Source organism: Enterococcus sp. HMSC078F03, assembly GCF_001811595.1.
In the GTDB taxonomy this organism is placed as follows: Bacteria; Bacillota; Bacilli; order Lactobacillales; family Enterococcaceae; genus Enterococcus; species Enterococcus faecalis.
Map to the genome: position 1 here is coordinate 91,407 of NZ_KV805560.1, position 13,060 is coordinate 104,466.

Annotated in this window: 9 protein-coding genes; 1 reads left to right on the forward strand and 8 read right to left on the reverse strand. The window is 37.5% G+C overall.

Annotated features, from left to right (window positions below; translation table 11 throughout):
* Nucleotides 1-122 precede the first annotated feature (122 nt).
* The 6 genes from HMPREF2810_RS07790 to HMPREF2810_RS07815 all read right to left on the reverse strand — a co-directional run bounded on the left by HMPREF2810_RS07790 (nt 123) and on the right by HMPREF2810_RS07815 (nt 8,381).
* Nucleotides 123-1,952, reverse strand: coding sequence for an ABC transporter permease (locus tag HMPREF2810_RS07790; protein ID WP_002419701.1), 1,830 nt, complete (start codon nt 1,950-1,952; stop codon nt 123-125).
* Nucleotides 1,942-2,691, reverse strand: coding sequence for an ABC transporter ATP-binding protein (locus tag HMPREF2810_RS07795; protein ID WP_002419702.1), 750 nt, complete (start codon nt 2,689-2,691; stop codon nt 1,942-1,944). Before HMPREF2810_RS07795 ends, HMPREF2810_RS07790 begins: the two co-directional genes overlap by 11 nt.
* A gap of 117 nt (nt 2,692-2,808) precedes the next feature.
* The gene (locus HMPREF2810_RS07800; protein ID WP_002419703.1) at nt 2,809-3,510 is read right to left on the reverse strand and encodes a GntR family transcriptional regulator; all 702 of its coding nucleotides are present in this window, start codon (nt 3,508-3,510) and stop codon (nt 2,809-2,811) included.
* Nucleotides 3,511-3,640: 130 nt separating this feature from the next.
* A complete protein-coding gene (locus tag HMPREF2810_RS07805) occupies nt 3,641-6,064 on the reverse strand; it encodes a DNA translocase FtsK (protein ID WP_002419704.1) in 2,424 nt (807 codons plus the stop codon).
* Between the two features lie 171 nt (nt 6,065-6,235).
* The gene (locus HMPREF2810_RS07810; RefSeq protein ID WP_002419706.1) at nt 6,236-7,447 is read right to left on the reverse strand and encodes an NAD(P)/FAD-dependent oxidoreductase; all 1,212 of its coding nucleotides are present in this window, start codon (nt 7,445-7,447) and stop codon (nt 6,236-6,238) included.
* A gap of 28 nt (nt 7,448-7,475) precedes the next feature.
* Nucleotides 7,476-8,381 (reverse strand): prenyltransferase, encoded by a 906-nt coding sequence (locus tag HMPREF2810_RS07815; protein ID WP_002419707.1) that lies wholly within the window; start codon nt 8,379-8,381, stop codon nt 7,476-7,478.
* Between the two features lie 121 nt (nt 8,382-8,502).
* On the opposite strand from HMPREF2810_RS07815, the gene HMPREF2810_RS07820 reads away from it, so the two are divergent.
* Nucleotides 8,503-9,483, forward strand: a complete 981-nt coding sequence (locus tag HMPREF2810_RS07820; RefSeq protein ID WP_002360015.1) for a polyprenyl synthetase family protein — start codon at nt 8,503-8,505, stop codon at nt 9,481-9,483.
* Between the two features lie 79 nt (nt 9,484-9,562).
* Here HMPREF2810_RS07820 and cydC read toward each other — a convergent pair whose 3' ends face one another.
* Nucleotides 9,563-11,329, reverse strand: a complete 1,767-nt coding sequence (cydC, locus tag HMPREF2810_RS07825; RefSeq protein WP_002364246.1) for a thiol reductant ABC exporter subunit CydC — start codon at nt 11,327-11,329, stop codon at nt 9,563-9,565.
* Entirely contained in the window at nt 11,326-13,059 is a 1,734-nt protein-coding gene (cydD, locus tag HMPREF2810_RS07830) for a thiol reductant ABC exporter subunit CydD (RefSeq protein WP_010715325.1), read from the reverse strand. Before cydD ends, cydC begins: the two co-directional genes overlap by 4 nt.
* Nucleotide 13,060 lies beyond the last annotated feature (1 nt).

A 13,060-nucleotide genomic window follows, 5' to 3' on the forward strand; every position in this document is an offset into this window, starting at 1 on the left:
CTTTTCCTCATTTCTGCTATTACATTCGCTTCATAACTATAACGTATTCTCACTTTGAATGCAATATCACGAAGAGCATCAAAAAAAATCGTTAAGCGTGTATACTTAACGATTTTTTATAATTAATCTTTCACTAAGTGATAAACTTTTTTGAAGTAGAACGTTCTGGCAATTAAATAGTAAACGACCTGAATCAATAAGAAAACACCTAAAACTTCCCAGCCAGCTAATTGCATTGGCTGATCTAAGACAGCATACATTGCTTTCAAAGCAACAGCTCCATGAATAAATGAAACAACAATTGGGGTAAAGAATAAAATACCTACTTGTTGGTAAATCATTTTCTTCAATTCTTTTTTCGTCAAACCAAGTTTGTAAATCATCTTGAATTTTTCAACGTCTGTATTCATATCACTGTATAAACGGAAGTATAAGAAACTACCCGCAGAGACAAAGAACACGATACCGATAAATAGCCCGACAAATAGAACTGGCGTATAATGTTGCGTAATGGCTGCCGACATTGCAGCTGTTCCTACTAACATGGGATACTTGTCACCAATGATATTTTCTGCTTTTATCAATTCTTCACGATTGGTTCCTGCTTTGGGCTGCCAAATTGTTTCTGTTTCCGCTTTGATTCCATCAGTTGAGGTACTATCTGGGATAACAACCACACCGCCAAAAGTCGGTAATACATTGGTTTCTTCTGTTTTATCAATGTTTAAAACTTGATCATTTCCCAATTGAACAGATTTGACATCTACTGATGCAGCAGAAGGAGCATCTTTTTGTGATAAATTAACTACTTTCTCACCTGTTAAAGTTGGTTCATCTATAAATTTTGCAAGTTTATTATATTCAGATGTTTTAATCAATTGGATACCGGCACTTGTTTTGTACATTGTGTAATCAATCTGATCAAACTGAATATTTTTTTCTTGGAATGTTTTTGTCGCAAATTGTTTCATTTCTTGATTTTCTGGGTTGGTCGAATCAGACAATGTCAGTTCGTACGGTACAGAACTTATTCCTTTAAAAATCATCTCGTTCACGCCGTATAACGTTCCAATGGCAGCAAAAGCGACCGTTGAAATCACCGAAACCAAGAAGAACGAACGTGCATTATCTTTCATACGGAAAGCCAAATCTGATAAAACGACCATATTGGTTTTTTTCCAAAAGATTTTTGGTTTCCGTTTTAAACGTTCAATGACAGAAACACTCAATTGGTCAAATAAGAATTTTGTCCCTAAAATAACTAAGAAAATTACTGGGAACATCACCATTAAAACTAACTGTCCCTTAGCAACTAAAGCAATTCCGTAACCGACAATTAAAAGTAACACGGCTAAGAAAGATTTAACTTTAGAGCTTTTGATTTCACCTTTACCCATTTCTCCTGCTTTTAATAGCTCTTGAAGTGTCGCTTTTGGCAAGCGGAATTGAATAAAGAAAGAAATTACTAAAAACAAGACCGCAAATGAAATGACAGTAATGATAAACGGCATCACTGGCAAATAAAAACCTAAACCTAGATGCATCAATAAATTGCTAATCCATAAAATAAACTGTGAAAATCCAACACCTAAAATGCTACCAAAAATTGTAGCAAAGAAACCAATCACTAAGTTTTCAATAAAAATCATTTTCTTTAACTGTTTTGGACTCATCCCTTGAATCATCAAGGTTCCAAACTCTTTTTTTCGAGATTGTATAAAGACATCCATCGAGTATAAAACAAATAAGAAAGAGAAACCATAGATTATAATAGCCGCAGCCGTCATTCCCATTTGTGCTTTAGGATTTAAACCATTAGCTAAGGCTGGGTGAAAGACAAAACCAGTGAACGTAAAAAAGATCATCACAGAAAACATTGTACTTAGGAAATAAGCCAAGTATAAATGCTTATTTCGAATCGTGTTTCTTATAACAAACTGATTAAAATTCATTATCGACACCTTCAATCTCAGCCAGTTTCATCATGATTAAATCGTAGAACTCTTTTTGATTGCCATTTTGGACAATTTCATCAATTAATTCACCATCTTTAATAAAGACGATGCGCTTGCAATAACTTGCGGCTAGCGGATCATGGGTCACCATTAAAATAGTCGCCGCTTCTTCTTCGTTTAATTGTTGTAACAAACCCATCACATCCTTAGATGATTTCGTATCTAAGTTTCCTGTTGGTTCATCAGCCAATAATAATTGTGGATGATGAATCATTGCCCGCGCAACGGCGACCCGTTGTGCTTGTCCACCAGAAATTTCTGCAATTCGTTTTTTCAACAGATGATTGATACCTAAACGCTCACTTAATTCTGCTAATTGTCGTTTCATTACAGAGACTTTTTCTCCATCAAGCGTCAATGGCAAAACAATATTTTCTTCAACGGTTAATGTTGGCATTAAATTAAAGCTTTGAAAAACAAATCCTAATTCTGTACGACGGAATTTAGCAATTTGTTCTTGATTCAAATTGTTTGGATTTTTTCCATTTAAAAGTATTTCACCGTCTGTTGGACTATCGATTGTTGCCAATAAATTTAAAAGTGTACTTTTCCCACTTCCAGAAGGTCCCATAATACCAATAAATTCACCATCTTGGACAGTTAAATTAATCCCTTTTAAGGCTTCATATTTAATTTCGTTTCCGTAAACTTTTTTTAAATTTTGTACTTCTAACATATTTTCCACTCCTATTCTTCTCACTCATTTAGTGTATCGAAAACGAAAAAAAACGACAATAGAAAAGAATAACAATGAACTTACATTACTGTAAGTGCACTGTTATTCTTTTAAAAGTTATGCTTCATATTCAATCACATAAGGATGAATCTTCGTATTATAAATAGCTTCTGAATATTCTACGCAACGACCTGTTGGGCTTAACGAACGCCGAATTCTTTTTAAGCCCGTTGTTTCAGTTGTTTGCAACATCTTTTGCTCTGCTTCTGTCAAAGTTGCAACTTCAAAACGGTCTTCAAATTTATAAATTTCAATGGCATGGCGATCCATCAAACGATACAAGGATTCTTCCTTGTATTCAGTCAATGATACGTCTTTCATGGCAGCTGGCAAATAGTAATTAAAATAAATATAGGGTTGTTCATCGATTAGATATAACCGTGAAAGGTGAACCACTTCTTCTCCTAAAAATTGATAAGCCGTCATCTCTTTTGACAACGTCAAGTTTTCAACTTGTAAAACTTTTTTAGTTACTTTCTGACCTGATTCATTCAAAAATTCAGTGAACGTCCCTGCTTTTGATAGTTTATTATAGGGACGATTGCTTAAAACAGTTGTGCCCCGGCCACTTTTTTTCTCAACAAATTCTTCCGTTGCTAACATTTCGATTGCCCGCCGAATCGTAATTTTACTAACGTTAAACATCTCTTCCAATTCTGTTTCTGTTGGTAAAAACGTTCCTACTGGATACTTGCCACTCAAAATATCTTCTTTAATCTGATCTGCTACTTCTAAATAAAGCACGCTCTTTCTTCTCATGATACGCTCCCTCCCAACCGCACTATTCCTTTCTATTTTACCAGAAAATGATGATTATAACATGATGCTTTGCTGAAATTATAAAAAAAGAACAAAAATAGATAAATTTATCTATTTTTGTTCTTTTTGTTTATTGTTCTGGCGTTTCAGTTGCTGCCTCTTCTGATTCCGCTTGTAGAAAGACTTTTCTTGGTTTGCTACCTTCTGATGGTCCAATAACTCCGTGTGCTTCCAATTCATCCACTAAGCGAGCCGCACGATTATAGCCAATTCTAAAACGTCTTTGTAGCAATGAAATACTAGCTGTTTGCATTTCAACCACCAAGTTTTTCGCTTCTTCAAACAACTCATCTTGAGGAGCTTCGCCACCGCCTGAAGTGGTCGGTTCATCTGTTGGCATCATGCTTTCTTGATATTCAGCTTCTTGTTGGTCCGTTACAAACGCAACCACTCGTTCGACTTCTTGATCAGAGATAAAGGCCCCTTGGATACGAATTGGTTTATTTTCTCCCATTGGTAAGAAGAGCATATCGCCTCGACCTAATAGTTTCTCCGCCCCGTTGGTATCAATAATGGTACGCGAGTCTGTCCCACTTGAGACCGCAAAAGCCATTCGAGAAGGGACATTTGCTTTGATGATTCCTGTAATGACATCCACACTTGGCCGTTGTGTCGCTAAAATCATATGAATACCCGCTGCCCGTGCCATTTGGGCTAAGCGGATAATCGCATCTTCTACTTCGTTACTTGCCACCATCATTAAATCAGCTAACTCATCAACAATGACAACAATAAATGGTAGAATCGGACGATTTTCGCCATCTTCCGCATTTTTCTGTTGAATTAGTTGATTGTAACCAGTAATATTTCGGACGCCTGTTGCTGCAAATTTTTCATAACGAAATTCCATTTCTTGAACTACTTTTTGTAGGGCTTGGGCCGCTTTTCTCGGATTAGTAACCACTGGCGTTAATAAATGAGGAATCCCGTTATACACATTCAATTCCACCATTTTCGGGTCAATCATCATTAATTTTACTTCATGGGGTTTCGCTTGCATCAAAATACCTGTGATGATGCCATTAATAGCAACCGATTTCCCACTCCCTGTCGATCCTGCAATTAATAAATGCGGCATTTTTGATAGATCCGCAGTTTGAACCATCCCTGAAATATCTCGACCTAAAGGTACTTCTAGTAGTTTATCTGGATGACTTGGTTGTGCCTCAACAATATCTCTAAAGGATACTGTACTAATTGCACTATTAGGAACTTCAATCCCGATTAGTGATTTGCCAGGGATTGGGGCCTCCATACGAACGTCTTTGGCCGCAAGCGCTAAAGCAATGTCATCCGTCAAGTTAACAATTTTGCTAACTTTTACCCCAACAGCGGGTTGAACTTCAAATTTTGTGACAGATGGTCCTAAACTAGCTTTGACTACTTTAGCATCAACACCAAAGCTCTTGAAGGTTTGTTCTAAGACGCCAATATTTTTTTCGATTTTTTCATATTCACTACTTTGATCCGTTGCTTGAATTGTATCTAACAAATCAGTTGGTGGTAGTTGATAATCACGATCTTCCGCTTCTTCAGAAATTTCAAATTCGAGAACACCAGCTTCATCTGACGCCTCTTCTTCCTGCTCTCGTTGCGGTTTTGTTGCTGCGATTGGTGGTACAGGCATCGCCTGATTTTGCTGTTGAAACGAATCAATTTGAACAGGCGTTGGTGCAGCCGGTTCTTCCACCATTGGTTGGTGGGTTTCAACTGGTGTTTTTGTTAAGCGCTCGGCTGCCGCTTGTTCCATGCGTTCCCGCTCTTGTAATTTTTGTTGGGCAGCGGCTTCAATTTTTGCTTGGCGTTCTGCAGCTTTGGCTTCTTTCTTCGCTGCTCGCTTCGCCTCTTTTTCTTCTTGTCGCGCCTGTGATTTTGCCGAAACATGACTTAGGCGATCTTGAATACTTTGGAAATGATCAACAATTTGCTGAAAATCCCACATACTCATCAAGAAAATACCCGCTAACAGTAGCAATGTGGCAATTAAATAGCTGCCAAATTGTGCCACCAAAAAGTACGTTCCTTGATAAAGCAGCGCGCCAATCATACCGCCCCCTACGTTTTGCGTCACTTGGTTGGCTTTTAAATCGCTTTGCAAAAATTCCCAAGTGTTACCTAAAATATCTGGTTGACTACCACTAACATTTCGAAACATAAAGGCATGGAAAAATAACAAAACACTAATATAAATCAGAGCAGCTCCAAAAATAGGGCGCCCTCTTTTTAACGGAAAATCTTTCCCATAAATCATGACTAATAAGCCATACAGGATTAGTAAAATCGCTGCAAATGGAAAGGTATTACCTACAACTAAGCGTAAACAATTTGCTAATAACGTGCCTAAAAACCCTAAGCGAAAGAGTCCAAAGACACCGAATAAAATAAAAATCAGGCCAAGAAACATATAATTTAAACGTTCTTGTTGTTGCTGTTGTTTTTTGGTCTTTTTCTTTGTCGTACTTTTTTTCTTATTTGTTGCTCTTTTTTGTGCCATTTAACTTCCCTCTTTCCATCACTTCTCATTATACATAAAAATGGAATCGAACAAAAGTGCCCACCTCATTTTACTTGAAAAATCATGGAAATTTTTTAAAAACTTTCATTTAAGAAAAATGGAACAATGGTCTCTCAACCACTGTTCCATTATTTCTTATTTTGCTGATTCTTAATGGTATAAGTCGAAACGACCTTTAGCCATCATTTCTTTGGTACCACCTGTTTCAAAGAGCGCTTTGTTCATGATAATTTTTTTCATGAATGAAGCTGGGTATCCTTTAATGTCTGTTTTACCAACAATTCCTAAAGCACGTGTATTTCCGACAGAACAAACAGAACCTTGTGATTTAAAGCTGAAAGGTTTAGTTGCTTCCCCTTTCAATTGTGCTTGAATATTTTTAGCAGCATGAGCGCCCATCTTCAAGGCGATTTGTGCTGTTGTTGGGTAAGGTCGATTAGTTTCTGAATCCATAACTGCTGAGCAGTCACCAATAATATAGACGTTGCTATGGTTCGCATCTGTTAAATCTGGTTGAACCATGACACGACCACGACGAGCTTCAAATCCAGAATCGCCTACAACGTGGCTTCCACTAACACCCGTTGTCCAAATAATTGTTTTAGCAGAAAGTTCTGCCAAGTCGCCTGCTTCGTTATCTTGATAAACAACTGCGCCTGGTTTGATTTCTTTAATCGGTTTACCTAATAATAAATGAATAGCTGAATCTTTTAATAATTGCACACCATAGTTCGCAAGTTTTTCGTTAAACATCGGCAATAGGCGAGTAACTGCTTCGACACAATAAATTTGGATTTGATCTGCTGAGACACCTGCGATTTCAGCAAATTTTGGTTTGTTTTCAACAAGAGAACCTAATAATTCAATCCCTGTAAAGCCTGCTCCGCAGACAACAATTTTTAAGAATTCTTCGTTTTGAGTTGCTTTGTATTGACGCATTTGTTCTTGGATATGTTCATACACGTTTAAAGCCGTTTTCACATCTACCATTTGTAGAGCATGTTCTTGCACACCAGGGATACCAAATGATTCTGATTCAAACCCAAGAGAAACAACTAAGTAATCATAATTGATTGTTTGGCCACCTTCTAAAGCAACTGTTTGTGTTGCAGCATCAATTGTTTTAACTGTTCCTTGGATAAAGGTGGTCATTTTTTCATTGACAACATCCATAATATTGTATGTGATTTTTTCAGCTGGTTGTGTTCCAGCAGCAACTTCATGCAAGTCCGTTGCTTCGTAGTGATAGTTATTACGATCCACTAAAGTAATTTCGACGTCTTTGGCGCCTTTTTGTAATTCGCGTAATGTTTTTAAGCCTGCGTAACCAGCACCTAAAATAACAACATGTTTCTTATTCATTTTGATTCCCTTCCACTCTATAAAAAATTTACAGCCACCACAAACCTATGGCAAAAAATAGCACTTGTGCAGTTGCTCCCACAGCTAAGATTTTCACAGCACAAACAAATGTTTTACTCTTCACTTGTTCCTTCAGTAAGGCTTGGGTTTGTTTCCGTACAAAAGGTAAAGTTAAAAGCATGAGTAACATTGTTGGCGGGGTTAATCCTAAACCGACAGCTAACAAAATGGCTAACATTGCTATTGTATTTAATCCGACGAATAATTTCAAAGAACTTGCTTTGCCAAGGTAATGAACTAATGTATATCTCTTGTTATTTTCATCTTCCTCTAAGTCACAGATATTATTTGCTAACATTAAGTTAGCAATGTAACAAGTGTTAGGTAAGGCGACTAAGAAAATCCCCCATAAATTAGCTGCTGACCAATTGAAAACTTCAAACGTATTAATGTAGACACAAATAAGGGTAATCATGAACCCCATTGTAAATCCTGAGAAAACTTCCCCTAATGGTAAACTGGACAAAGGTTTCGGTCCTGATGAATAAAAAATACCAATTAAGTAACAATAAAGACCCATAATTAATAACGGCCAGCCGACAATAAATGACAACCCAATCCCCATCAAAGCAGAAACGAGAATCATCCAAAAAATCATTTTGCGTATTAATGGCAAAGATAAATTTTCTCGACCGATAATGTTCGTTTTTTCCTTATAATCATGAACTTCTGTGGCATGATGGTAATCATTATAATTATCTAAAACATCGACCGCCATATTAAAAATAAACATCGCAATGAAAAAAATTAAAACATAGCCGACATGGAGCCGCCCATATTGGTACCAACTAAAACAAATTCCTAACAAAAATGGCAAAACACTAGCCGTTTTTGCTTTTAATTCTACTAATTCAAAAAATACTTCTCGATTCAAACTATCCCTCCGCTACTTTTTTACAAACTTTGTTACTTTTAAAACTTAATTACTGTATTTCTGTCGCCAATTCGTATACAATCAAATAGTATTGAACCACTGAAAGGATCGTAGTATATTTATGAACACATTTTGGAAGTCGTTTCCTGACGTTGAACGTTCTTTAACGGAAACATGTGAATTAATTGAACAAACGTTGCATACACGCAACGAAGACATTGAAGAAGCCTTAGTAACTTTGGCTCGTTCTGGCGGCAAATTATTACGCCCCGCTTTTTTCTTTCTTTTTGCTCAACTGGGTGATGAAGAAAAACAAGAGAAACAACAACTATTAAAAATAGCTGCATCTTTGGAAATCCTACATATGGCTACGTTGATTCACGATGACATTATTGACGATTCTCCATTGCGCCGAGGCGCTGTGACTATTCAATCACAATATGGTAAAGACGTGGCTGTTTACACAGGTGATTTACTATTCACTGAATTCTTTACTTTGATTGCAGATGCCATGAATGGCTCTGAATTTATGAAAATCAATGCACAAGGAATGAAACGGTTATTACTTGGTGAACTCGATCAAATGAGTCATCGATTTGACCGCCGCATGTCGATTCCTGCTTATTTAAGAAGTGTCAACGGAAAAACAGCCGAACTTTTTTCACTAAGCTGTCTTGAAGGGGCCTATTTCGGTCATAGTTCAAAAGAAGTCCAACGTTTAGCTAAACGAATTGGCCGTCATATTGGCATTGCTTTTCAAGTCTATGACGATATTTTAGATTATACTGCCGACACGGAAACTTTGAAAAAGCCCGCTTTAGAAGACTTGTCACAAGGTGTTTATACGTTACCCCTTCTCTTCGCTTATCAAGCAGCACCTGACGTATTCAGCCCTTATTTGGATAAAGGACGCGCCATTACCTTAGAAGAGGCAGCTGAAGTTGCGGCGCTAGTAAATGACTATCATGGCGTTACAGAAGCACAAGCTTTTGCTAAAAAAGTAACCAACAAAGCAATCACTGATATTCAACAATTGCCTGATGGCACAGCAAAAGAAACCTTACTTTCCTTAACTGAGCTCTTATTACATCGTTCATTTTAAACGTTTTATGGAAGAATTGCCATTAATTGAAATAGAAAAACGACTGATTGTTTGCTTTAATCAACAACCAGTCGTTTTTTTATTCCTCGAAAGAACTAATGCCACGATCAATTCGGTAAAGTTTTTGATAATGCGCATTGGTTGCAAGTAATTCTTCTGGTGTACCACTCATCTCTAATTGGCCATCTTCAATAAAGATCACTTGATCCATCAAAGTTACGCCTTGCAAATGGTGGGTAATCCAGATGACGGTTTTATCTTTTAATGCCTCAAAAAAGGTTTCCAGCAATTGCTGTTCTGTAATTGGATCTAAACCAGTAGTTGGTTCGTCTAATAACACAATCGGTGTATCTTGCAAAAGAATCCGCGCTAGTGCCAAGCGATGTCGTTCGCCACCAGAAAAACGCAAACCTGCTTCATCCACCATTGTTTGTAAACCTTCTGGTAATTGGGCAACCATTTCTTTTAAGCCAACTTTTTCTAAAACCGCCCAAACTTCTGCTTCGCTCGCTTCTTCTCTACCAATCCGAATATTATTTAAAATGGTTGTTCGAAATAGGTACGGTGCTTGGTGCATAACCCCAATATATTCAGTCATCGTCTCTCCAAATGCCTCAGTTGGGATGTTTCCTAAAAGGATTTCTCCCGAAGTAGGCCGTAAATCACCACGAATGAGCGAAGCCAACGTACTCTTTCCGGAACCACTGCGCCCTAAAATCGCTAATTTTTGTTTTTCAGGAATTGTTAACGATAAGTCATTTAATACCTTTTTCTCTTGATTTTCATATGCAAAAGACAAATGTTCTATCGATAAACTGGTACCATTTGGCTGAACAGGCGCTTCTGTTGAGTCATCTTCCCCTTCAGGAAGCTCATTAAAACGACGAATGGAATCCTTATAAATCGTTGTTTCCTGTGCTGCAGCAGGTAGCGGAGCAAAGGCATCAATTAACGGAAAAACGGTTAAAACAAAGGCACCAATCCAATTGGCTGCGCCCCCATGATTACCTGGAAACCGTACACTAGTCCAAGCTAAGACAGCAATCGCAATCACGCCAAACAGAAGTTGTAAAACAAAGTCTCGGCCACGGTTAAATTGCTTCATTTTTTCATCCAATGCACGAACGTTTGCTTCATCTGTCTCATAACGAGCAACGAATTCAGAGCCTCGTTGACTAAATACCCAATCAGACACACCTAGAATATTGTCGGTTAGTGTTTGATATAACTCATTTTTGGCATATTTATGTTTTTCTTGACGCGCACCATTCACTAGAACTGAAACAAGTGGCAATAGAAAAACAACCACTCCTAACATCAGTAACATACATAAAGCAAACCACCAAGAAAAGAAACCTAATGCAATCACTAAAAAGATATACAAAATCCAAGCAATAACGGTTGGGAAAATCGTTCGTAAATACAAGTTTTGGATATGATTAATATCCTCTGAAAGCAAACCTAAGATATCCCCAGTGCGATATTTTGTCTTAAAGAAAATCGCATCTTTTTCTAGCACATTATAAAGTTTTAAGCGCAGATCAGAGGTCATTTTTAACACCCAGTTATGACTCGTTAGACGCTCCACATAACGAAAAACAGGACGGCCAATCCCAAATGCTCTTGTTAAAACAATGGGAATATAAATTAATAAAATATTCTCTGGTAAGGAAGCCGCACGACTGATTAAGTAACCAGAAGTAAACATTAATGCCCCTGCGCTAAAGAACGTCAAGAAGCCTAAAAGTAAGGCAAAATACAAGGTTTTTTTATAGCGTTTTAAGAAAGGACGAACCCATTGATCGTTTTTCCAAACGTCTTTCGTTGTCGGCTGTTTTTCCATCATTGGCGTCCTCCTCTCATTTGCTTCATTAATTGAACATAGTAGCCATCTTTTTCAATCAACTCTGCTAGCGTTCCTTGTTCCACTAATTGACCTTTTTCCATCACTAAAATGTAATCCATTTCTTCCATCCAATGCAGACGATGTGTCGCAAAGAAGACAAGATGATTGTTCATTAATGGCAACATGCGCTCTTTCATTTCAACTTCTGTTTCAATATCCAAATGCGCTGTCGGCTCATCAAACAGCAAGACGTGGCGTTTTTGATCAACAAAGGCGCGGGCCAACGCTACTCGTTGCGCTTGTCCCCCACTTAACATTCGACCGCTTTCCCCAATCAAGGTATGAATTCCTTCGGGAAGATCTTTAACCAGCTCGTCTAAGCCAACTAACTGAATCGCTTGCTGAATCGCCTCATCTGTTGCTTCAGGTGTATAAAAGCGAATATTGTTTGCCAAAGTATCCTGGAAAATATATGGCGCTTGCGGAATATAAAGGATTTGCTTTTGCCAGTCTTTTTGTAAAAAATGTGGAATCGTTTGGCCATTTATTGCCAATTGACTCGTTTCTTCTGTTGGTAATAAAAAGCCACTTAATAAATTAATTAACGTTGACTTACCAGAACCACTCGCCCCGATAATTCCAATCTTTTTACGACCATCAACAGAGAATTGCAACGATTGAATTGCTTCTTGCGTTGCATCTTCATAGGAAAAATTTAACGCTGTGACTGACAACTGACTTTCTTGATGCCAATCATCTAACGTGAGCACATCGGTCTGTTCTGCTTCTGGCAATGCTAATACCGATTGGATCGCTTGAAAAGAGTTTTTTCCATCTAAGGTTGCGTGATAATCACTTGAAAAATCACGAATCGGTAAAAAGAACTCGGGTGCTAAAATTAAAGTAACCAAGGCAGGAAATAATAAAATCGTGCCGTTTAATAAACTTAATCCAAGGAAAACTGCCACAACAGCTACCGATAATGTCGTAAAAAAGTCTAACGCAAAAGTTGATAAAATAGCAATTTTCAACGTACTCATGGTCGCTTTTCTGAATCGTTCACTTGTATGGTAAATACTCCCAGCATATTTTTTACTCAACCCAAACAGTTTAAGCGTGTCAATTCCTCGCAAGGAATCAATAAAATGATTGGAAAGCATTTGAAACGCAGCATATTGCTTGTCCGCTTTACTTTGTGCTGCATAACCTAACACAATCATAAAAATAATAATAATCGGAAAAACAATCAGCAATGTTACGCCTGAACGAATATCTTGTGTAAAAACAAAGGCCAAAATAATCCAAGGAATAATCATCATATTCATCATTTTTGTCAAAATCAATTGTAAATAATTTTCGGTTTGACTGATGCCTTCTAAAGCCATGGTAACCATATTTCCAGTCCCATTTTTTTGAACAACATTTGGCCCCAAACGGAAAATTTTGGTTAACAATTGTTCGCGTAATTCTTTTGAGCGTTCATAACTAAATGTATCGAGCATTCTCTCACGAAAATACGTAATAACATGTCGACCAAGATAAAAAATAAAAAAGAGTAAAATACTCTGTAGTTGTTGGTTAAGATGCCCGCCACTCCAAAGGCCGACAATGGCTTTTGAAAGAAAAAAAGCTTGCCCAATTATAAAGACTGCTTGCAGGAAAGAAAAACCTGCAAGCAAGACAAGAATTTTTTTGATTTTAGGCATCTGTAAGATGTCTTTATCAATCATA

What these genes read in the sequence shown, in the direction of transcription:
- HMPREF2810_RS07790 (WP_002419701.1), bottom strand. Translation starts at nt 1,952, where the DNA reads ATGAATTTTAATCAGTTTGTTATAAGAAACACGATTCGAAATAAGCAT.
- HMPREF2810_RS07795 (WP_002419702.1), bottom strand. Translation starts at nt 2,691, where the DNA reads ATGTTAGAAGTACAAAATTTAAAAAAAGTTTACGGAAACGAAATTAAA.
- HMPREF2810_RS07800 (WP_002419703.1), bottom strand. Translation starts at nt 3,510, where the DNA reads ATGAGAAGAAAGAGCGTGCTTTATTTAGAAGTAGCAGATCAGATTAAA.
- HMPREF2810_RS07805 (WP_002419704.1), bottom strand. Translation starts at nt 6,064, where the DNA reads ATGGCACAAAAAAGAGCAACAAATAAGAAAAAAAGTACGACAAAGAAA.
- HMPREF2810_RS07810 (WP_002419706.1), bottom strand. Translation starts at nt 7,447, where the DNA reads ATGAATAAGAAACATGTTGTTATTTTAGGTGCTGGTTACGCAGGCTTA.
- HMPREF2810_RS07820 (WP_002360015.1), top strand. Translation starts at nt 8,503, where the DNA reads ATGAACACATTTTGGAAGTCGTTTCCTGACGTTGAACGTTCTTTAACG.
- cydC (WP_002364246.1), bottom strand. Translation starts at nt 11,329, where the DNA reads ATGATGGAAAAACAGCCGACAACGAAAGACGTTTGGAAAAACGATCAA.
- cydD (WP_010715325.1), bottom strand. Translation starts at nt 13,059, where the DNA reads ATGATTGATAAAGACATCTTACAGATGCCTAAAATCAAAAAAATTCTT.